Below are 19,381 nucleotides of genomic sequence, written 5' to 3' on the forward strand. Positions count from 1 at the left end.
CGTAACGGCGTGTGAGGCCCGGGATCGACCCGGGCCTCACCGATCCTCTTAGCCGCCCGCCATCTCGACAAAGCGGCGGTGCGCCAGCGCACCGCGCAGGCCGGCCCAGTGCAGAACCAGGGTCACCAGCGTCAGCAGGAAGACGATGATCTGGGCCGGGCCGAACAGCGCCATGCTGGCCGGGCTGGAGACCAGTCCATAAACCGTCATCAGGACGTTCAGGGCCGTCAGCAGCAGCAGGATGATCGGGATCACCACATTCGGCTTCTTCCACTGCACGAAGCCCAGAATGACGTAGACCAAGGCGAAGAATAGGGTGACGCCGATCCCGAACATGAAGCCGCCCGACGCCATCGCCATCGCCGCCTCGGCCTGGGCGGGGTCGGTCCCCTGTTTGGCGAACTCCTGCTCCATCGCCTGACGGGTGACCTCGATGATGGTGTCGCGCTGCATATAGGTCATGACGGATCCGAGGACGCCGACGGCGGCCCCCAGCCAGGCGCCCCAGGCGCTGGACCGCGCGGCGGCCTCTGCCTGTTCCGGCGTGTCGAGTGGCGCGGTCGGATTGGCCGCGGCGATCATGTTGCTCATGGTCTGGAAGCCCCCTTCTGATGAGACGAAGAGCCTAGCCATAATTGGCAGGCGCGCCACCCGGATTCGTTCATCCAGCCGCCTTCACCTGAGCCGTCGCCCCGGCTAGGGTCCGCGCGCATGCCGATCCCCGCCGCAGATCAGGCCGTTCTCGACGCCGTCGAGGCCCGGGCCGAAAGCCTCGTCTCGCGCGCCGTCGCCTGGTCGAATCTCAACTCCGGCAGCCGCAACGGCGCCGGGCTGATGGCCGTGCTCGACGCCCTGGAGATCGAGGCGCGACGTCTGCCCGGCATGGTCGAGCGTGTCGCCACCGCCCCCATCGTCACCGTCGCCGACGACGGCCGGGTGGTCGAGGAGCCGACCGCCCCGGCGCTGAGGATCACCACCCGTCCCGAGGCCGAGATCCAGGTGATCCTGACCGGCCACTACGACACCGTCTTTCCCGCCGACAGCCCGTTCCAAACAGTCGTGAGCCGTCCCGACGGCGCCCTGAACGGCCCCGGCCTGGCCGACATGAAGGGCGGGATCAGCGTCATGCTGGGGGCGCTCGAGGCGTTCGAGGCGCACGCCGACAAGGACCGCGTCGGCTGGACCGTGCTGCTGTCGCCCGACGAGGAGATCGGCTCGCCCGCCTCCGCCCCCCTACTGGCCGAGCTGGGCGCCTGCGGCCATCTGGGCCTGACCTATGAGCCGGCCCTGCCGGACGGCTCCCTGGCCGGCGAACGCAAAGGCTCGGCCAATTTCCACCTCGCCGTCCACGGCCTGGCCGCCCATGCCGGGCGCGCCTTCGAAGAGGGACGGAACGCGGTCGCCGGCGCCGCCATCCTCGCCTCCCGCCTCCACGCCCTGAACGGTCAGCGTCAGGGCGTCACCGTCAATGTCGCGAAAATTTCCGGCGGGGCCGCCCTGAACGTGGTCGCCGACCATGCGGTGGTTCGGTTCAACTGCCGGGTCCCCGACACTCAGGCCGCCGCCTGGATCGACGCCTCGGTGCGCGAGATCGCCGCCGCGCCGCCGTTCGAGGGTCTGACCACCCACCTGCATGGCGGCTTCACCCGCCCGCCCAAGCCGATGGACGCCGCCCAGACCCGTCTGGCCCAGGCCGTGGCCGACGCCGGCGAGGCCCTGGGCCAGCCCATCCGCTTCGCCCCCTCCGGCGGGGTGTGCGAGGGCAACAATCTACACGCCGCCGGCCTGCCCAACATCGACACATTGGGCGTCGTCGGCGGGGCGATCCATTCAGACCAGGAGTTCGCCTGGCCCGCCAGTTTCGCCGACCGCGCCAAACTCAGCGCCCTGATCCTGTGCCGCATCGCCTCGGGCCAGATCGACGCCCGCGCGCTCAAGGCGCTTCGTATGGAGACCATGGGGTGACCGCCCGCAACGAAGAAAGCCCTGAATGCTCGTCGTAAGACCCGCCGGCCCCGCCGACCTCGACCATCTGCTGGAGCTCGCCATCCTGTCGGGCCCAGGCTTCACCAGCCTGCCCGAGGATCCGGACCAGCTGTCCGAACGCCTGGACGTCAGCCGTGACAGCTTCCAGGGCGCGCTGGCGCCGCAGGAACGCTGGTACACGCTGATGCTCGAGGAATCCGACACCGGCGACGTCGACGGCGTCGGCTCGGTCAAGGCGGCCGTGGGTCTGAAACGGCCGTTCTTCTCGCTGCGCCTGTCGAACCACACCCAGTCCTCGCCCAGCGTCGGCGTGCGGCTGGAGCATCAGACCCTCGCTTTGGTCAATGAGTGCACGGGCTGGACCGAGGTCGGCTCGCTGTTCCTCAAGGCCGACCGGCGCAAGGGCGGCGCCGGCCGCCTGCTCAGCCAGTCGCGCTATATGCTTATCGGCGCCGAACCCGAGCTGTTCGCCGAGACCGTCCTGGCCGAGCTGCGCGGCGTGTTCACGCCCGACGGCGCCTGCCCGTTCTGGGACCATGTGGCGCACAAGTTCTTTCCGATGGAGTTCGACGACGCCGACCGCATGACCGGCTCGACCGACAAGCAGTTCATCCTCGACCTGGCGCCGCGCCATCCCATCTATGTCGAACTGCTGCCCGAACCCGCCCGCGCGGTGATCGCCAAGGTGCATCCGCAGGGCGTGCCCGCCATGGCGCTGCTGGAATCCGAGGGGTTCCGCCCCAACGGCCTGGTGGACATCTTCGACGCCGGTCCGACCGTCACCTGCCAGCGCGACAATATCCGCACCGTCCGCGACGCCCGGCCGCTGACGGTTCGCATCGAAGCCGAGGTCGAAGCCGAACTGCCCGCCCTGATCTCCACCGCCGGCGTCGCCGACTTCCGCGCCGTCCGCCAGAAGGCGGTCATCGACGGCGACACGGCGCTGATCGGCCGCGACGCGGCCGAGGCGTTGAAGGTCAAGGCGGGGGATGTGGTGCGGGTGAAGAGCTGAAGGACTGAGCATGACCCAATTGATCTCCACCAACCCCGCCACCGGCGACACCGTCTGGGACGGCCCCGAGGCCACCGCCGCCGAGGTCGCCGCCGCCGTCGGGCGCGCCCGCGCCGCCTTCCCCGACTGGGGCGACCGGCCGCGCCAGGACCGGATCGACGCGGTCAAACGCTATCAGGCCGCGCTGAAGGCCCGCGCGCCGGAGATCGCTCTGGCCATCAGCCGCGAGACCGGCAAGGCGCCATGGGAGACCACCGCCGAGCTTGGCGCTATGCAGGGCAAGGTCGATATCTCGATCCGCGCGTATGACGAGCGCACCGGCGAACGCACGGCCGACACCGCCTTCGGCCGCGCGACCCTGCGCCACCGTCCGCACGGCGTCGCGGCGGTGCTGGGCCCGTTCAACTTCCCCGGCCACCTGCCCAACGGCCACATCGTCCCGGCTCTGCTCGCCGGTGACACGGTGGTGTTCAAGCCGTCGGAAGAAGCGCCTTTGACGGGCCAGCTGATGGCCGACTGCCTGGCCGAGGCCGATCTGCCGGAGGGGGTGTTCAACCTCGTCCAGGGCGGACGCGACACAGGCGCGGCCCTGCTGGACCAGCCGATCGACGCCCTGATGTTCACCGGCTCGGGCGCGGCCGGCGCGCATTTCAGGCGCAAGTTCGCCGACGATCCGCACGTCATCCTGGCGCTCGAGCTGGGCGGCAACAATCCGCTGGTGGTGTGGGACGCCGCCGACGCCGAGGCGGTCGCCGGCATCATCGTCCAGTCCGCCTTCATCACCACCGGCCAGCGCTGCTCCTGCGCGCGCCGGCTGATCCTGCCCCAAGGCGCCCAGGGCGACGCCATTCTCGAAGCCGTCATGGCCCTCGTCGCCCGCCTGACCTTCGCCCCGCACGACAGCGACCCCGAGCCCTACGCCGGCCCCCTGATCTCGGCTCGCGCCGCCGGTCAGGCCCTGGATGCGCTGCAACGCCGCGTCGACGCCGGCGCCCGCGTGCTGCTCCCCGCCAGCCGCATCGACGGCCTGTCCGACGCCTTCGTCTCGCCGGGGATCATCGACGCCACGGGGATCGAGATCGAGGACGAGGAGATCTTCGCTCCCTTCCTGACCGTCACCCGCGTGGCCGATTTCGACGCCGCGATCCAGGCCGGTAACGCCACCCGCTATGGCCTCAGCGCCGGTCTGGTCAGCGACGACCCGGCCAACTGGGACCGCTTCATCCGCCGCATCCGCGCGGGCGTGGTGAACTTCAACCGCCCGACCACCGGCGCCGCCGGGGACATGCCCTTCGGCGGCCTGGGCGCCAGCGGCAACCACCGCCCCAGCGCCTACTACGCCGCCGACTACTGCGCCTATCCGGTCGCCAGCTTCGAGGCGGATGCGGTGAAGAGCATCGAGGGCGAGATCAGGGGACTGCGATGACCCCGGCCGTCGAAGCGAACGCCGACGGGCTGATCGGGCCGACGCATTCCTATGCGGGGCTGTCGCCCGGCAATCTGGCTTCCAGCCTGAACAAGGGCGAGGCGTCCAATCCCCGCGCTGCCGTCCTCCAGGGCCTTGAGAAGATGCGGCTGCTCGCCGATCTGGGCCTGCCGCAGTACGTGCTGCCGCCGCACGAACGCCCCTTCATCCCCTTCCTTCGCAGCCTCGGCTTCACCGGCTCCGACGCCCAGGTCGTCGAGCGGGCCTGGACGGACGCCCCGTCGTTCGCCGCCGCCGCCTGTTCGGCCTCGCCGATGTGGGCCGCCAACGCCGCGACCGTGACACCCAGCGCCGACGCCGCCGACGGCCGGGTCCATTTCACCCCCGCCAATCTGGTCACCAACCTGCACCGCTCGCTGGAGCACGCCCAGACCAAGCGCGCGCTGGACGCCCTCTTCCCCGACCCCGACCGCTTCGCCGTCCACGACGCCCTGCCGAGCGTCGGCCACCTGGCCGACGAGGGCGCCGCCAACCACGTCCACCTGTGCGCCGAGCACGGGGCGCCGGGCGTCAATCTGCTGGTCTGGGGGCGCGAGGCGCATGAGGGCTGGACCGGCCGCTATCCGGCCCGCCAGACGCGCGAGGCCTCCGAGACCCTGGCCCGCCGCCACGGCGCCCAGCGCGCGGTGCTGGCCCGACAGGGCCGCGACGCCATCGCCGGTGGAACCTTCCACAATGACGTGGTCTGCGTCGGCGCGCTGGACACCCTGTTCTTCCACGACATGGCCTTCGAGGATCGCGCCGCCGTCGAAACCGAGATCCGCCGCGCCGCCGAGGGCTTGTTCGAGCCGGTCTTCGTCGAGGTGTCGTCCGCCGACCTGCCGCTGGCCGACGCCATCTCCAGCTATCTGTTCAACTCCATGCTGATCCAGATCCCGGGCGAGGATCGGCTGACCCTGATTTGCCCGACCGAGACCCGCGACAACGCCCGCAGCCACGCCGTCGCCGAGAGCTTCGCCGGCTCCAACGGTCCGATCGGCGCGGTTCGCTACGTCGATGTCCGCCAGTCGATGCGCAACGGCGGCGGCCCCGCCTGCCTGCGTCTGCGCGTTGTGCTGACCGAGGCGGAGCAGGCGGCCACCAATCCCGCCATGCGACTGACCCCCGACCTTCACGCCCGACTGACGGCCTGGGCGGAGGCGCACTACCGCGACCGCCTGACGCCGGCCGATCTGGCCGATCCCGCCTTGCTGGACGAAAGCCGACGGGCGCTGGATGAATTGACGGGAATTCTGGGCCTGGGCGCGGGTTTCTATCCGTTTCAGCACTGATCCCACCCTGACCGAGAGTGAGTAACTGTCGCACCCCGCGCCCGCTCAAACCGTCACAAATCCCTGCTCAAACCCGCAGCATGATCCAGTCCCGACGCCTGTTCCTCGGCTCCGCCGCCGCCCTCGCCCTCTCCGGCTACGCCCGACGCGCCGACGCCTTGGCCCAGGACGAGGCCCTGATGGAGAGCGGCTTCATCGACGGCCCCTCGCGCAACGAGGTGTTCGGCTACGGCCCGATGAAGGCCGACCCCTACCGCCTGCTCGACCTACCCGAGGGCTTTTCCTATCGCGTTGTGTCGCAAGCGGGCGAGACCATGGCCGACGGCCTGACCGCGCCGGACAAGTTCGACGGCATGGGCTGTTTCGGCTTGGACGAGGATCGCGTCATCCTGGTCCGCAATCACGAGATCGACGCCGACGAATTCAACCTCAGCGCCTGGGGCGCCCAGCATCGGCTGCTGGGCGGCGTCGAGCGCGCGTCGGTGTTCGGTGTCTATCCAGACCCTGCGGGCGGCGTCTATCCGCTGGGGGGCGGCACGACGACGGTTGTCTATAATCTCCGCACAGGCCGCACCGAGCGCCAGCATCTCAGCCTGGGCGGCACGGCCACCAACTGCGCCGGCGGCGTCACGCCCTGGGGCTCATGGCTCAGCTGCGAGGAGTCCACGGCGGGCATAAAGGACGGCCTGCCTCAGGACCACGGATGGGTGTTCGAGGTGCCGTCACGCGAGACCGGACTGGTCGCGCCCCGGCCGATCAAGGCCATGGGCCGGTTCAAGCACGAGGCCGCCTGCATCGATCCGCGCACGGGCGTGGTCTATCTGACCGAGGACGTGGCCGACAGCCTGTTCTACCGCTATCTGCCGGTCGATCCGCGCGACCTGCATCGCGGCGGCCGGCCTCAGGCTCTGGCCTTCGTCGAGGACGCGGCGGCCGACAGTCGAAACTGGGACAGCCTCTACTGGCGTCAGGGCGAGCGGCGACGCGCCCGCTGGATCGATCTGGAAGACGTCGAGAGCCCCGAGGCCGATCTGAATGTTCGCGGCCATGCGGCCGGCGCGGCCATCTTCGCCCGAGGCGAGGGTGTCGTCTGGGCCGGAGACCACCTCTATTTCACCTGCACGTCCGGCGGCGTGGGGCGTCACGGTCAGATCGTCCGCTACGTCCCCAGCCCGCGCGAGGGCCAGTCCGACGAAGCCTCCGATCCCGGCGTGGTCGAGTTGTTCGTCGAGGCCGGTGACCGGGCGGTGCTGGACTATGTCGACAACATCACCGTCGCCCCCAATGGCCATGTCATCGGCTGCGAGGACAAGCAGGTCGGGGTCCAGCACGTGAAGGGCGTCACCCCCGATGGCCGCGTCTACGCCATCGCCCGAAACGCCATGGGGCTGGAGGCCGAGGACGAGTCCAACACCGAGTTCGCCGGAGTCTGTTTCGCGCCCGACGGCCGGACCATGTTCGTGAATCTCTATTCGCCGGGCCTGACTCTGGCGATCACCGGGCCGTGGGAGAGTTTCAGGGCCTAGCATCCGAACCCCGGCGAAGACCGGGGTCTAAGGCCAAGAGCTCGCGTCGTGGCGACGTCTCACGCGCGCCCTCCAGGGCCCCGGCCTTCGCCGGGGAGACGGCCTGTGCATCAGGCCGCGAACCGCCCGCCCTTTTCGGCATAGGCCTGAGTGCCGCGGGTAATGACGTCGTCGCCGGGACGGATGGCGTCGATGGCGATGTCCTCGGCGCCCTTCAGCCGGTCATAGATCGGGCCGAAATCCTGCAGCGTGTCGCGCTTCAGCTGCTCCAGCGAGTCGATGACGAAATAGACCTGCTGGAAGTCGTCGATCCGGTAGAGGGTCTTCATCACCCGCTCCAGATCGAAGCCAATCCGGTTAGGCGACGGGTCCTCGACGGCAAAGACGCTCTCGGTCGAGGACGACACGATGCCCGCGCCATAGATGCGCAAATCGCCCCGCTCGCGCATCAGGCCGAACTCCACCGTGTACCAGTACAGCCGCGCCAGATTGGGCAGCAACCCCAGGCTCGCCGCCCTCTGCCCGCCCTTGCCATAGGCCTCCATATAGGCGGCGAACGCGGGGTCGGTCAGCATCGGCACATGGCCGAAGACGTCGTGAAAAATGTCCGGCTCCTGCAGGTAATCCAGCTGGTCCGGCTTTCGGATGAACTGGCCGGAGACGAAGCGACGGTTGGCCAGGTGGTCGAAGAACACCTCGTCGGGCACCAGGCCGGGCACACAGACCACCGTCCAGCCGGTCAGGGCCTGCAGCTTGGGGTTCATCGTCTCGAAGTCGGGAATGCCGCCCGTGTTGAGGTCCAGCGCCTTCAGCCCGTTCAGGAAAGCATCGCACGCTCGGCCGGGCAGGATCTTCATCTGCCGGTCGTAGAGGGTGTCCCAGGTCTGATGCTCGACCTCCGTATAGGCCGACCAGTTCTGGGGGATGGTCCAGTCGGCGGCCGCGCCCTCGGGCGGTTTCTCAAAGACATGCTCGAAATCGGCCATGGCTGGCTCCCTCCAGTCGTTTCGGCCAACATAGGCGTGTCGGCGTTCCGTTTGAACGTCTCAGACCCGAGATCGTCCCGGCTTGGCGCAGGGCGATCGTCCGCCTACGGTGGGAGGGACGAAGCGTCGCACCCGCGCGATGCTCACCCAAGGCCTGGCTCATGCCGCACCGCAACGGCGCGCCCCGACGGCGCGACGACGGGTCCCGGCGAGGTCGCGAGGCGCCGCTGTACGCGGCGCTCGACCTGGGGACCAACAACTGCCGCCTGCTGATCGCGCGACCGGCGCGCGACGGGTTTCGCGTGGTCGACTCCTTCAGCCGCATCGTGCGCCTGGGCCAGGGGCTGAGCGCCTCCGGCGCCCTGGCCGACGCCGCCATGGACCGCGCGGTCGACGCTTTGCAGCACTGCGCCGAGAAAATCGCGCGCCGGGGCGTGAGCGCCGACCGGGTCAGCGCCGTAGCCACCCAAGCCTGCCGCATGGCCGGCAACGGGGAAGCCTTCATCGCCCGCGTCCGTGCCGAAACCGGCCTCCAGTTGCGCATCATCGAGCCTGAGGAGGAGGCGGCCCTGGCCGTCGCCGGCTGTCGCAACCTGCTGGATTCGCGCGCGCCGGCGGCTCTGATCGTCGATGTCGGCGGCGGCTCGACCGAACTGTCCTGGCTCAGCCGCCGGGGTCAGGGCGACCAGGCCGACTGGATCGTGATCGACTGGATGTCGATGCCGCTGGGCGTCGTCTCCCTGGCCGAGCGCTGGCCCGAGCCGGACGGCGGCGGCGATCCCTGGTATGAATCCATGGTCGACGACGTGCGCGGGGCGTTGAAGGGCCGCGAGGTCGCCGAGACCCTGAGGCCGCATTTCGAGACCGGCGCGGCGCATCTGGTCGGCACATCGGGCGCGATCACCAGCCTGGCCGGGGTGCATCTGGGTCTGGCGCGCTATGAGCGCAGCAAGGTCGACGGCCTGTGGATGGACAAGGCCCAGTGCCAGGCGGCGGCCAGGAAGCTGCACGATCTGGGGCCCGACGGTCGAGCGCGGGAGGCCTGTATCGGCCCGGACCGCGCCGACCTGGTGCTTGCCGGGGCCGCCATCCTGGAAGGCATACAGCGCGAGTGGCCCTGTCCCCGCGTGCGGGTGGCGGATCGGGGACTGCGCGAGGGGCTGCTGCTCAACCGGATGCGGCAGGAGCGGGGGTGACCTCCCTCCCCCGTAAAGGGAAGAGAGATGTGGTCACCCCACGTTGCTCGGCAGGACGATATCACAGACAGAGAAGTCCGCGCCCTTCTCGGCGCGCGTGCGGGTGACCAGGTCGCGGAAGGCCTGGGAGGCCGGATCCATCACCTGGACCGTCGGTCGCTCGGCCTCGGGCAGGTCGGAGGCGATCCGCACCCGGGTCATGCGGTCGGGCTCGGCGGTGACCATGCCGTTGGCGCCGTCGCCAACCTTGATGGCGCGCACGACATCAAGGCCCGAGACGACCGCGCCCCAGACCGTGTAGCGCTTCTCGAGCGCGGGATAGGCCTGACGCATCAGGAAGAACTGGCTGTTGGCGCTATTCACCGCCTCGTCGCGGGCCATGCCGGCCACGCCCGGGCAGTAGAGGCCCCAGCCGTGCACCATGCGGTCGTCGGTCAGGGCCATGGCCGCGTCGGGCTGGGTCTGGACGGGCAGCGAGCCCATGAAGCCAACCAGGGCGCCCTGGGGCTGGGCCACGGGTACGAATGGGGTATCGGCGGCGCGGCGAAAGGTGAATTCGGCGACCAGATCCGGATGCCAGCTCTGTCCCTCGCCGGTGCCCAGCGGATCGCCGGTCTGGGCCATGAACCAGTCGATCACCCGGTGCCAGGCGACGCCGTCATAGAAGCCGGCCCGCGACAGCAGGCGGATGCGCTCGACATGCAGCGGCGCGGCCAGAGGCGCCAGCTCGACCAGCACCCGGCCCTTGGTGGTGTCGATGACCAGCAGGTTCTCGGCCGCAACGGTGCGCCAGTCGCCGGGCGGCGGCGGGGGCGGCGGGACTACCGACGGCGGCGGCGTCACCGCCTCGGTCGCGGCAGGAGCCGGATTGGCCGGCGGCGCATCCTGGGCCTGGGCGGGCGCACCGCCCAGCATAACCACCGTCGCCGTGATCGCCGCGAGACCTCTCATCACGCCCTCCCCCTTCGGATAATCAGCCGCCGGTGACCTCGACCGGCAGTTCCACATCGCAGACATCGAAGTTCAGGCCCTGGCGATCCTTCAGCAGGGTGACCAAATCGGCGGCGCGAGCGCTGTCGGGGCGCAGTACGCGTGCGCTGGGCCGTTCGCCTTGGGGCATCTGGTCGGCGGTGCGGACACGCACCAAGGTGTCGGGGTTGTCCGTCACGCGACCATCCTGATCGTCAGGGCCGGGCTTCAGCAACCGCGCGTTCTCCATGCCGGAAATCACCCGTCCGAAGGCGGTGTACATGCCGTTCAGACGCTCGTTCTCACCGGTCATTATGAAAAACTGGCTGTTGCCGCTGTTGGCGTCCTGGGTCCGGGCGAAGCCGAGCACGCCGGGGCAGAACTGCGCGGTCGACTGAACGCGATTGTCGGCCGTGACGAACATCTGGGCGTCGGGCTGGCTGGTCAGGGGCATCAGGCCCATCAGCCCCACCTGAACCTGACCCTCGGGCACGGGCGTCATGGGATCGGACAGGCCCCGGCGAAAGCTGAATTCGCCGGGCACATTCGGCAAGTCGCTGCCACCCGAGCCGTCTCCATCAGGGTCACCGGTCTGGGCCATGAAGTCGCGGATCACCCGGTGGAACACCAGGCCGTCATAGAAGCCCTGATTGGCCAGGGTCCGCACCCGCTCCACCGTCTGGGGCGCCGCGACGGGCGACAGCTCGGCCAGAACGCGACCGCGCGAGGTGTCGATGACCAGCAGGTTCTCCGGCGCCACCGCGCGCCAGGCGGCCGGATCGTCGACCTGCGCCAGGACCGGGCCGGCACTCCAGAGCATCGTCAGGGCCGCGAGACCCGCCACAACCTTACGCATACTTCCGTCTATCCCTTGACCTTGGCCCGCACGCGCTCGGCGACCGCGGGGCTGACAAAACTGTCGATCGCGCCGTCCAGACGGGCGATCTCCTTGACCAGGCGCGAGGCGATGGCCTGGTGACGCGGATCGGCCATCAGAAACACGGTCTCGATCTCGTCATTCAGACGCTGGTTCATCGCCGTCATCTGAAACTCGTATTCGAAATCGGCGACGGCGCGCAGGCCGCGGATGATCACCTGGGCCTCAACCTCTTCGGCATAGTGCATCAGCAGGCTGGAGAAGGGCCGAACCACGATGTCGGCGTCGAGACCTGCAACCGCTTCGGTCAGCATGGCGCAGCGCTCGTCGGTGGTGAACAGCGGACCCTTGTCGTCGTTCTGGGCCACGCCGATGATCAACCGGTCCACCAGCTTGATGGCGCGGCCGACGATGTCGAGATGCCCGTTGGTGACCGGGTCAAAGGTGCCCGGATAAAGCCCGATCCGCATGCGTTCCCCGCAACGCGCGCCCCCTGACAGAGGCCGATAGGGGCTTGTCTAGCAGGCGCGGGCGCGTCGCTCCACCCGCCGAAGGCCGTGTCAGATCGGCTCGGGCATGGCGGCGGTCCATGCGGCGTTCAGGCGGGCGATCAACTCCGGCCGCTCGGCGAAGACGTGGTCGCCGATGGCGGCGATCGAGGCGGCGGGCGTCGCGCTGTTGCACAGGAAGGCGGCGTCGAACTGGGACAGGTCCTCCAGCCGCACCTCGGCTCTCTCCGATCGCAGACCTTGTCCAGCGAGATTGGCGTCGATCAGCCGCCGGGTCACGCCATCCAGCATCGGCGCCTGGGGCCAGACCACGGTGTCGCCGGTCACCAGGCCGAGGTTCCACAGCGTCCCCTCCGAGACCTTGCCCTGACCATCCACGAAGAGGGCGTCATCGAACCCCGCCGCGCGCGCCGCGCGTCGCGCGCGGATCAGATCGAGCGTCGCCACATGCTTGATGTGAGGCAGGAAGCGCTGGTGAAGCTGCGGCTGGACCCGAATGCCGCCGGCCAGCGGCGCCGGCGGATCGAACACGCCGATCATGACGCGCGGTTCGCCGATCCAGCTCGGACTTCGGTGGCCGATGTCGGGCGAGAACAGGCTGACCCGAAGCCACGCCTCCATCCGCCCATCCAGCGCCCGGCGCATCGACTCCCGAAACCGCGCGTCGGACGGGGTCGCTCCGAACAGCTCCGTCGCCGCGCCCGCCAGTCGCTTCAAGTGAAGCTCCAGGCCGCGCACGGCGCCGTCCTCGACCCGAAACGAACTGTAGGCGCCATAGCCGACCAGAGCCGGATGAACGAGCCCGTCAGCGGTGGCGGGGGCTCCCTCTATGTATACCGATCCCGGCAAGCGCTCCTCCTCTTCGGCGGCCGTCATACCGCGCGGCCAGCCCATGTCCGCCCGACCCATAGCGCGTTGCAGCCGCGCGTGGCAGCAGCGCGGGATTTCATCCTTTCTTGAGGGTTCACATCCACTGTCGCGCAGAATCCGGGCTGATTGCGCCCGCTGGGGAATGACCGTCATGCGCCGCCTCGTCGCCGCCCTCGCCTTCGGCTCCATCGTCCTGGCCGCCCCGGCTCTGGCCCAGAGCGGCCGGGCCGTGAACGTCGAGATCGACGGCACGACCCGCGTCCAGCTGCGCGGCGCCGCCAGCTCGGTGGTCGTCGGCAATCCGGCCATCGCCGACGTCACCGTCACGGACGCCAACACCCTGTTCATCGTGGGCAAGGGCTATGGCGCCACCGAGATCGTGGTGGTGGACGAGATCGGACGGGTGCTGTTCCAGAGTCCCGTCGTGGTGTCAGCGCCCCAGTCCGGCCAAGTCCGGGTCTGGCGCGGCGCCCGCGTCACGGAAATGGCCTGCGGCGCCTCCTGCTCGCCCAGCATCCGCTCGGTCGACACCGGCGCGACTGAAGTCACACCCTGAGGATTCACGCCGTGCGCCCAGGCCCGCTTGACCGCGCCCGTCGCCGCGTCGCCCGCATGAAGCGGCGCGAGGGCGCGACGGCGGTCGAGTTCGCCATGGTCGCCCTGCCCTTCTTCTTCATGATGTTCGCCGTGCTGGAGCTGGGCCTGGTGTTCGTGCTGGACACCACACTGGAGAACGCGGTCATCGACACGGGACGTCTGGTTCGCACCGGCCAGGCCCAGGCCTCGGGCATGACGCGCACTCAGTTCGAGGAGAAGGTCTGCGAGCGCATGACCGTCTTCGCAAGCGGCTGCGGCGATCAGCTGGACCTGGATGTGCGCATCATTCCCCAGTTCGGCGGCGCCAATCCGCCGGAGCCCATCATTGATGGGGAATTCGACAGCACCGGCCTGCGTTTCGAGAGCGGCGAGGCCGGTGATATCATCCTGGTCAGCGCCTGGTATCGCCACCCGTTGCTGACGCCCTTCCTGTCCCAGGCCCTGGCGCGGATGGACGGCAATACAGCGGTGCTGACGGCGACCACCGCCTTCAAGAACGAGCCCTTTGGTCCGCCGTCCGGAGGCGGGTCATGATGCGGCGCCCTTTCTCCAAGCTCGCTGGCGATCGGCGCGGCGTGTCCGCGGTCGAGTTCGCCCTGCTGGCCCCGATCATGATCGGCCTCTATTTCGGTCTGGCCGAGTTCTGCCAGGGCTTCATGGCTCAGAAGCGGATGGGTCATGTGTCGGCGACCGTTGCCGATCTGGTGGCGCAGAACGCCACCATCACGGACGACGCCGTCGAGGATATCTTCACTATCGGCGCCCTGGTGATGCGACCGTTCTCGGCCGAGCCGCTGTCACAGATGGTCACCAGCGTGACGCGCGACGAGAACGGCGTGGTCAAGGTCGACTGGTCGATGGGCGACGGCATGACGGCCCGCGCCGAGGGTTCGGACGTGGAGGTGCCTGACGGGCTGATCGCGAACGGCGAAAGCCTGGTGATGACCGAGGTCACCTACGACTACGACTCACCGGTGGATTACATGCTGCCGGGGGTGACCACCTTCTCCCACACCTATTACTTGCGTCCGCGGGTATCGGACGTGGTGACGCTGGACGACTGATCCGCGCTCAGCGCGCGACGGATGGCGGCGATCTTGGCCTCGGTTTCGGCCAGTTCGGCTTTCGGAATGCTGTCGGCGACGATGCCCGCCCCGGCCTGTGTGCGCAGGCGCCAGACATCGCCTTCCCTTGTGGCGGCCACGGTTCGGATCAGCACCGACGCGGACAGGGAGCCGTCGAACCCGGCCAGAAACAGTGAGCCACACCAAGGACCGCGCGGCGGCTCGTGCTCCCTGATCACCGACATCGCCATACGCTTGGGCGCGCCGGTGATCGAGCCGGGCGGGAAGGTGGCGGCCAGCACATCGGCTGCGTCGCGTTCCGGCGCCAGCTGAGCGCGGACCTCCGACACCAGATGGTGGACATTGGCGTAGGGCTCGACCTCGAACAGGGCCGGCACGGTGACGGAGCCGGGCCGGGCGACGCGCGCCAGATCGTTGCGCATCAGATCGACGATCATTAGGTTTTCGGCCCGGTCCTTGACGCTGGCCCGCAGCTCGGAGGCCTCGGCGGCGTCGGCCTCGGGGTCGGATCGTCGTGGACGGGTGCCCTTGATGGGGCGGGCGGTGATGTCTCCGTCGACCGTCAGGCTCAGGAACAGCTCGGGAGAGTTCGACACCAACTGGCGTTCGCCAAGATCGAGCCAGGCGGCGAAGGGCGCGGGGCTGGCGGCGGCCAGGCGCCGGAACAAAGCCACCGGTCGATCAGCGAGGATGGCCGTCCAGACGCGAGCGATATTGGCCTGGTAGAGGTCGCCGCGATCGATGCGGGCGATGACATCGGTGACCGCGGCGACATAGGCGGCGGGCGAAGCCTCCGGCTCGAGTTCGGCGCCGGCGAAGGGTCTGGCCGGCGCCGGCGGCAGATCCAGCCAGGACAGCGTGGCCTCGACGCGGGCGGCGGCCGCGGCGTCGGCAGCCCCTCGCGCCACGGCGAGGATGCGGCGACGGCGGTGATCGAAGGCCAGCAAGGATGAGTAGCGCGCCAGGGTGAGGGCGGGCCAGTCCCCTGCCCGGCCGTCTCCGAGGTCGTAGGCGGCCAGTCCCAGGACACCGCCGGTGAAGGGCGGGAAATCGTCCGGCGTCGACGCAGCCGGCGGGGTGTCACCCAAAAGGGGGCGCAGCCGAACGAAGTCGGCAAGGCCGCCGCGGTCGATCGTCTCGACGGCGTCGGGCCGGGCCAGGGCGTAGGACCAGCGTGCTTGCGGTCCTCCATCCGAGAGCAGCACCGCCGCGCCGTCCAGGCCGGCCGCGTCCATCGCCCCCGCCAATTCGGCCGGATCACGCCAGAAGCCCGCCTCGCGCCAGGCGAGACGGGCATAGGGATGAGCTGGCCGGGGGGACGTCACGACCTCCTCTTACCCGACCGCTCCATGGTCAGTCACCAGCGCCGACATGGCGTCAAGATAGGCGATGAAGGCCTTGCGCCCCGCCTCGGTCATGCGGACCCGGGTCAGGGGGCGGCGACCCACGAAGGACTTGTCTATGGCCACGAAACCGGCGTCCTCCAGCTTTCTCAGATGGACCGACAGATTGCCGTCGGTCAGCTCCAGCCGGGTCTTGAGCTCGGTGAAATCGGCCACATCGGCGCCGGACAGGAAGGCCATGATTCCCAGCCTGACCCGCCCGTGGATGACGTCGTCGATGCGGCCGATGTCGAAATCATCGGCCATGTTCAGCGCGCTCCCTTGGCCGCCATGCGGGTGAGGATAATGCCGGGGATCAGGGCGCAGGCGATCAGGAAGGCGGTGAACACCAGATAGAGCATGGCCGTTCCCGCCGTCAGTCCCACCAGCACCGCGCCGGCATAGGACAGCAGCCCCACGCCCGTCAGCCAGCGCTGCTTCGACATGGCGCCCGCCACCATCCAGGCCGTTCCATAGGCGGCCGCCACGACGATCGGCATGGCCACCATGATCTGCCACTGACCGGTGCTGAAGCCGACGGCCATCAGGCCCAGCCAGACCGCGAAGATGCCGAAGCCGACACCCGACCAGGCCGCGCCCACCGCTTGGTTGGCCGTGGTCCGGGCCGCGCCGTTAGCGTCCATCCGGCGAATGATCAGGGTCAGGGCGATCGCGAAGAGCACCCCCGCTCCAATCCAAAGCCACAGTGGCGCATAGGGGTCGGCGCTGATCGCGCCCGTCCCCAGCAGATACTGTCCGAAATTGGCGGCGCCGAAGATGAGGGCGGCGGCGATCAGCACCGGCCCGCCCAGCAGCGGCCCCTTGCCGCCGGCCTCGGCCAGGCCGCGCACATAGGAAATGTCGTCTCGCACGGTGTTCAGATCGGTGTTGGTCATCGGGCCCTCCAGTGGCTGTGTGAGAGCTTGATACTCACAGTTACTTTGTTTGTCAAAGTGCTTTTTGCGAGCGTCTCCTCCGGGCTTCGCGCATGGTCGCTCGATGCCGATCGCCTTCAACCACATCGCCTATGAGGCCCTGGACGTCTGCAACGCCCTGTCGATGACGGCGGTGGAAGAGGCAGTGGCGACGACGGGGTTGGCGGCGGGCGCACGAGCCTTGGACATCGGCACAGGGAACGCGGCCGTAGCCATTCGCCTGGCGGAGCGGTTCGGGCTCGAGGTCGAGGCGGTGGAACGCGATCCGCAGATGGCCGACCTGGCCGCCCGGCGCATCGCCGCCAGCCCCGCCGGCGACAACGTGACTTTGACTATCGGCCATTCGGGCGACGTGCTGGACCGCGCCGACCCCTGGTCGCTGATCGTTGTCATTGGCGCGACCGAGGCGGCGGCGCCGGGTGTACGCGAGGCCGAGGCCGTGTTCCGACAGTTGCGCGCCCGCATCGCGCCCGGCGGGTGGCTGTTGTGGGGCGAGCCGTTCTGGAAGGCCGAACCCAGCCCGCCGTTTCGCCAGATCGTCGAACTGACCAACCTGTACGAAAGCCACGACGGCTGGCAGGACGCCGCCAGGCGAGCGGGGTTCGAGGTGGCGTCGGCGCGGGTGAGCACCGAGGCGGAGCACAGCCACTATGTCGAGACCATGGACCGAGCGGTCCGGGACTGGGCGGCGATGAATCCGGATCGACCCGAAACGCCCGGATTGATCGCCCGGGCCGACATGCAGAAGGCCGTGTTCGAGGGCGAGGCCGCGCGCTGCCTCGGGTTCGGCCTTTATCTGCTGCGCAATCCCGAATCGCTGAACGCCGCCTGACGACCGCTGTTCAGCCCATTGTCATGTGGGATGAACGACACTCTCGCCACATTGCTGATGCGGCCCGGCCACACACGGCGCGGATGTTGCAATCGGCGCAGCAAATCGGGGGATTGCACCGTTCCGGAACATTGAAATCGTTTCGCGAAGGCGCATCCTCCAGATCGAAAAGGAGCGAAGCCATGTCCGGCTCCAAGAGCTCGAATGTCACGCCGATCACGCCGGAGGCCGAGGTCTATGACCTGATGCGGCCGCCGATGAACACGGCCGAGCGGGTGCGGCGCCTGCAGGCCGAGGCGCGCGCCCTGGCCGCCGAGCAGATCGACCAGCTGGAGACGGCCCTGCTGACCGCGGCCAAGCTGGCGCAGGAAATCGCCGACGGGGGCGACGCCTATCATATCGGCGCCCGCGAACTGGCCGGCCGCCTGGCCGAGGATCTGGCCGCCAAGGCCGAAACCCTGGAAGCGATCACCCAGCGCACCCTTCGCTGACGGAACCCGGTCGCGCTCCCGTCGCTTGTCAGGGCCTCCCCTGACACCGCCAGAGACGCGCCGATGACTGACAAGACCGACAACCGATTCGCCGACCGCGCCGAAGATGCGGCCGAGGACCAGCGCGACATCCAGCGCCCGATCGACCGCAAGGACGCCAAGGCCGGCGCTGACGACGACAAGGAAGATGGCGCGGTCCAAGCCGGCGCCCGGCGCTATCCCGAACCGCCCCTGCCGCCCCAGCATCAGAAGAAGCCCGGGATCGAGGCCGATCTCGATCCCGCGCCGATGTATGACGCCCCCTTCTGGAAGGGATCGGGCAAGCTGGAGGGCTTCGCCGCCCTGATCACGGGCGCGGATTCCGGCATCGGTCGGGCGGTCGCGGTGCTGTTCGCGCGCGAGGGCGCCGATATCGCCATCTGCCATCTGGACGAGGACATCGACGCCGAGGAGACGAAGAAGGCCGTGGAGGCTGAGGGGCGCCGCGCCATCGTGCTGAAGGGCGATGTGTCGGAGCGCGCCTTCTGCGACGAGGCCGTCAAGGCGACCCTGGACGCCTTCGGCAAGATCGACGTGGTGGTGCCCAACGCCGCCTTCCAACTGCATGTGCCCGAGTTCGAGGATCTGACCGAAGAGCATTTCGACCGGACGCTGAAGACCAACCTCTACGGCTATTTCCACCTGACCCAGGCCGCCGTGCCGCATATGAAATCGGGCGGAGCGATCGTCATGACCGGCTCGGTCACCGGACTGATGGGCAACAAATCGCTGCTGGACTATTCGCTGACCAAGGGCGGCATTCACGCCTTCGCGCGATCACTGGGCACGCATCTGGCGCCGCGCGGGATCCGGGTGAATGTGGTGGCGCCGGGCCCGGTGTGGACGCCGCTGAATCCCGCCGACAAGGACGCCGAACGCACCTCGCAGTTCGGGGCCGACACGGTGATGAAGCGCCCCGCCCAGCCCGAGGAGATCGCGCCAGCCTATGTGTTTCTCGCCTCGCCCCAGATGTCGAGCTACATCACCGGCGAGATCCTGCCGATCATCGGCGGCTATTCCGGCGGCTAGGCCAGCAGGTCCTCGTATTCGCGGTGGCGTTTGAACCACGCCACCGCATAGCCGCAACGGGGGGTCAGCTTGATCCCCTCGGTGCGAGCGTGATCTGCGAGGGCCTGCATGAACCGACCCGACGCCCCGGTTCCACGCAGATGCGGCTCGGCCTCGACGTGCAGGATGACGCGCCGATCGCCCTGGGTCGCGTAGTCGGCCCAGACAATGCCCTCCTCCCCTTCCGGCGTCGCGAACCCCTGCTCAAATCGGTTATCGGAAACGACGTCGCGGAAATCGGTCATGCGGCACTCCAGTCCAGGC

At 69.0% G+C, this 19,381-nt stretch carries 22 protein-coding genes; 12 read left to right on the top strand and 10 right to left on the bottom strand.

All coding sequences use genetic code 11. The annotated features are described in order from the left end of the window. Positions 1-48 precede the first annotated feature (48 nt). Complete coding sequence (locus tag EES48_RS08635; RefSeq protein WP_122465978.1) at positions 49-591, bottom strand: hypothetical protein; 543 nt, start codon at positions 589-591, stop codon at positions 49-51. Between the two features lie 120 nt (positions 592-711). Here EES48_RS08635 and EES48_RS08640 point away from each other — a divergent pair, with 120 nt between their 5' ends. The 5 genes from EES48_RS08640 to EES48_RS08660 all read left to right on the top strand — a co-directional run bounded on the left by EES48_RS08640 (position 712) and on the right by EES48_RS08660 (position 7,281). Beyond that, positions 712-1,965 carry a hydrolase gene (locus tag EES48_RS08640; protein WP_122465979.1) on the top strand — a complete coding sequence of 418 codons (1,254 nt, stop codon included), beginning with the start codon at positions 712-714 and terminating at the stop codon, positions 1,963-1,965. Positions 1,966-1,990: 25 nt separating this feature from the next. Beyond that, a complete protein-coding gene (locus EES48_RS08645; protein WP_122465980.1) occupies positions 1,991-2,998 on the top strand; it encodes an arginine N-succinyltransferase in 1,008 nt (335 codons plus the stop codon). Between the two features lie 10 nt (positions 2,999-3,008). Then, a complete protein-coding gene (gene astD / locus EES48_RS08650; RefSeq protein WP_122465981.1) occupies positions 3,009-4,424 on the top strand; it encodes a succinylglutamate-semialdehyde dehydrogenase in 1,416 nt (471 codons plus the stop codon). Next, on the top strand, positions 4,421-5,755 hold the full coding sequence (astB, locus tag EES48_RS08655; RefSeq protein ID WP_122465982.1) for an N-succinylarginine dihydrolase: 1,335 nt from the start codon (positions 4,421-4,423) through the stop codon (positions 5,753-5,755). Before astD ends, astB begins: the two co-directional genes overlap by 4 nt. Positions 5,756-5,835: 80 nt before the next feature. Next, entirely contained in the window at positions 5,836-7,281 is a 1,446-nt protein-coding gene (locus EES48_RS08660) for an alkaline phosphatase PhoX (RefSeq protein WP_122465983.1), read from the top strand. Positions 7,282-7,391: 110 nt separating this feature from the next. Here the strand turns inward: EES48_RS08660 and phhA are convergent, their stop codons facing one another. Beyond that, positions 7,392-8,267 (bottom strand): phenylalanine 4-monooxygenase, encoded by an 876-nt coding sequence (phhA, locus tag EES48_RS08665; protein WP_122465984.1) that lies wholly within the window; start codon positions 8,265-8,267, stop codon positions 7,392-7,394. Positions 8,268-8,428: 161 nt separating this feature from the next. Here phhA and EES48_RS08670 point away from each other — a divergent pair, with 161 nt between their 5' ends. Then, entirely contained in the window at positions 8,429-9,463 is a 1,035-nt protein-coding gene (locus EES48_RS08670) for a Ppx/GppA phosphatase family protein (protein ID WP_122465985.1), read from the top strand. A gap of 33 nt (positions 9,464-9,496) precedes the next feature. On the opposite strand, the gene EES48_RS08675 is transcribed toward EES48_RS08670, so the two are convergent. The 4 genes from EES48_RS08675 to EES48_RS08690 form a co-directional block, all read right to left on the bottom strand. Next, on the bottom strand, positions 9,497-10,414 hold the full coding sequence (locus tag EES48_RS08675) for a peptidylprolyl isomerase (RefSeq protein ID WP_122465986.1): 918 nt from the start codon (positions 10,412-10,414) through the stop codon (positions 9,497-9,499). A gap of 22 nt (positions 10,415-10,436) precedes the next feature. Further along, on the bottom strand, positions 10,437-11,288 hold the full coding sequence (locus EES48_RS08680; protein ID WP_122465987.1) for a peptidylprolyl isomerase: 852 nt from the start codon (positions 11,286-11,288) through the stop codon (positions 10,437-10,439). An 8-nt stretch (positions 11,289-11,296) separates the two neighbouring features. After that, positions 11,297-11,779 carry a pantetheine-phosphate adenylyltransferase gene (coaD, locus tag EES48_RS08685; protein ID WP_122465988.1) on the bottom strand — a complete coding sequence of 161 codons (483 nt, stop codon included), beginning with the start codon at positions 11,777-11,779 and terminating at the stop codon, positions 11,297-11,299. A 90-nt stretch (positions 11,780-11,869) separates the two neighbouring features. Beyond that, on the bottom strand, positions 11,870-12,667 hold the full coding sequence (locus EES48_RS08690; protein WP_240623286.1) for an aminotransferase class IV: 798 nt from the start codon (positions 12,665-12,667) through the stop codon (positions 11,870-11,872). 172 nt (positions 12,668-12,839) lie between these two features. On the opposite strand from EES48_RS08690, the gene EES48_RS08695 reads away from it, so the two are divergent. Genes EES48_RS08695 through EES48_RS08705 form a run of 3 tightly spaced genes read left to right on the top strand, consistent with a single transcriptional unit; the run spans position 12,840 to position 14,349 of the window. Further along, complete coding sequence (locus EES48_RS08695) at positions 12,840-13,244, top strand: pilus assembly protein N-terminal domain-containing protein (RefSeq protein WP_122466220.1); 405 nt, start codon at positions 12,840-12,842, stop codon at positions 13,242-13,244. 11 nt (positions 13,245-13,255) lie between these two features. Further along, complete coding sequence (locus EES48_RS08700; RefSeq protein WP_162998095.1) at positions 13,256-13,819, top strand: TadE/TadG family type IV pilus assembly protein; 564 nt, start codon at positions 13,256-13,258, stop codon at positions 13,817-13,819. Beyond that, positions 13,816-14,349: a TadE/TadG family type IV pilus assembly protein gene (locus EES48_RS08705; RefSeq protein WP_122465990.1), complete on the top strand. Its 534-nt coding sequence runs from the start codon at positions 13,816-13,818 to the stop codon at positions 14,347-14,349. The genes EES48_RS08700 and EES48_RS08705 overlap by 4 nt, the downstream gene beginning before the upstream one ends. Here EES48_RS08705 and EES48_RS08710 read toward each other — a convergent pair. Genes EES48_RS08710 through EES48_RS08720 form a run of 3 tightly spaced genes read right to left on the bottom strand, consistent with a single transcriptional unit; the run spans position 14,304 to position 16,648 of the window. Then, the gene (locus EES48_RS08710; RefSeq protein WP_240623287.1) at positions 14,304-15,695 is read right to left on the bottom strand and encodes an anthranilate synthase component I family protein; all 1,392 of its coding nucleotides are present in this window, start codon (positions 15,693-15,695) and stop codon (positions 14,304-14,306) included. The genes EES48_RS08705 and EES48_RS08710 overlap by 46 nt on opposite strands. A 9-nt stretch (positions 15,696-15,704) precedes the next feature. Then, the gene (locus tag EES48_RS08715; RefSeq protein WP_122465992.1) at positions 15,705-16,019 is read right to left on the bottom strand and encodes a winged helix-turn-helix domain-containing protein; all 315 of its coding nucleotides are present in this window, start codon (positions 16,017-16,019) and stop codon (positions 15,705-15,707) included. 2 nt (positions 16,020-16,021) lie between these two features. Then, positions 16,022-16,648: a hypothetical protein gene (locus tag EES48_RS08720; protein WP_122465993.1), complete on the bottom strand. Its 627-nt coding sequence runs from the start codon at positions 16,646-16,648 to the stop codon at positions 16,022-16,024. A 103-nt stretch (positions 16,649-16,751) separates the two neighbouring features. Between EES48_RS08720 and EES48_RS08725 the strand changes: the two genes are divergently transcribed. From EES48_RS08725 to EES48_RS08735, 3 genes are all read left to right on the top strand, one after another. Then, positions 16,752-17,519, top strand: coding sequence for an SAM-dependent methyltransferase (locus EES48_RS08725; RefSeq protein WP_122465994.1), 768 nt, complete (start codon positions 16,752-16,754; stop codon positions 17,517-17,519). A 182-nt stretch (positions 17,520-17,701) separates the two neighbouring features. Next, positions 17,702-18,010, top strand: coding sequence for a hypothetical protein (locus EES48_RS08730; RefSeq protein WP_122465995.1), 309 nt, complete (start codon positions 17,702-17,704; stop codon positions 18,008-18,010). Between the two features lie 63 nt (positions 18,011-18,073). Continuing rightward, complete coding sequence (locus tag EES48_RS08735; RefSeq protein ID WP_122465996.1) at positions 18,074-19,078, top strand: SDR family oxidoreductase; 1,005 nt, start codon at positions 18,074-18,076, stop codon at positions 19,076-19,078. Here the strand turns inward: EES48_RS08735 and EES48_RS08740 are convergent. Further along, a complete protein-coding gene (locus EES48_RS08740; RefSeq protein WP_122465997.1) occupies positions 19,075-19,362 on the bottom strand; it encodes a GNAT family N-acetyltransferase in 288 nt (95 codons plus the stop codon). The genes EES48_RS08735 and EES48_RS08740 overlap by 4 nt on opposite strands. Positions 19,363-19,381: the final 19 nt, after the last annotated feature.

It is taken from the genome of Brevundimonas lutea, from assembly GCF_003704105.1.
GTDB lineage: Bacteria > Pseudomonadota > Alphaproteobacteria > Caulobacterales > Caulobacteraceae > Brevundimonas > Brevundimonas lutea.

Coding starts and splice junctions, on each gene's coding strand:
- EES48_RS08645 (WP_122465980.1), top strand. CDS start 1,991: ATGCTCGTCGTAAGACCCGCCGGCCCCGCCGACCTCGACCATCTGCTG.
- EES48_RS08675 (WP_122465986.1), bottom strand. CDS start 10,414: ATGAGAGGTCTCGCGGCGATCACGGCGACGGTGGTTATGCTGGGCGGT.
- phhA (WP_122465984.1), bottom strand. CDS start 8,267: ATGGCCGATTTCGAGCATGTCTTTGAGAAACCGCCCGAGGGCGCGGCC.
- EES48_RS08740 (WP_122465997.1), bottom strand. CDS start 19,362: ATGACCGATTTCCGCGACGTCGTTTCCGATAACCGATTTGAGCAGGGG.
- EES48_RS08640 (WP_122465979.1), top strand. CDS start 712: ATGCCGATCCCCGCCGCAGATCAGGCCGTTCTCGACGCCGTCGAGGCC.
- EES48_RS08705 (WP_122465990.1), top strand. CDS start 13,816: ATGATGCGGCGCCCTTTCTCCAAGCTCGCTGGCGATCGGCGCGGCGTG.
- EES48_RS08660 (WP_122465983.1), top strand. CDS start 5,836: ATGATCCAGTCCCGACGCCTGTTCCTCGGCTCCGCCGCCGCCCTCGCC.
- EES48_RS08735 (WP_122465996.1), top strand. CDS start 18,074: ATGACTGACAAGACCGACAACCGATTCGCCGACCGCGCCGAAGATGCG.
- EES48_RS08635 (WP_122465978.1), bottom strand. CDS start 591: ATGAGCAACATGATCGCCGCGGCCAATCCGACCGCGCCACTCGACACG.
- EES48_RS08670 (WP_122465985.1), top strand. CDS start 8,429: ATGCCGCACCGCAACGGCGCGCCCCGACGGCGCGACGACGGGTCCCGG.
- EES48_RS08695 (WP_122466220.1), top strand. CDS start 12,840: ATGCGCCGCCTCGTCGCCGCCCTCGCCTTCGGCTCCATCGTCCTGGCC.
- EES48_RS08715 (WP_122465992.1), bottom strand. CDS start 16,019: ATGGCCGATGATTTCGACATCGGCCGCATCGACGACGTCATCCACGGG.
- EES48_RS08680 (WP_122465987.1), bottom strand. CDS start 11,288: ATGCGTAAGGTTGTGGCGGGTCTCGCGGCCCTGACGATGCTCTGGAGT.
- coaD (WP_122465988.1), bottom strand. CDS start 11,779: ATGCGGATCGGGCTTTATCCGGGCACCTTTGACCCGGTCACCAACGGG.
- astB (WP_122465982.1), top strand. CDS start 4,421: ATGACCCCGGCCGTCGAAGCGAACGCCGACGGGCTGATCGGGCCGACG.
- EES48_RS08725 (WP_122465994.1), top strand. CDS start 16,752: ATGCCGATCGCCTTCAACCACATCGCCTATGAGGCCCTGGACGTCTGC.
- astD (WP_122465981.1), top strand. CDS start 3,009: ATGACCCAATTGATCTCCACCAACCCCGCCACCGGCGACACCGTCTGG.
- EES48_RS08720 (WP_122465993.1), bottom strand. CDS start 16,648: ATGACCAACACCGATCTGAACACCGTGCGAGACGACATTTCCTATGTG.
- EES48_RS08730 (WP_122465995.1), top strand. CDS start 17,702: ATGTCCGGCTCCAAGAGCTCGAATGTCACGCCGATCACGCCGGAGGCC.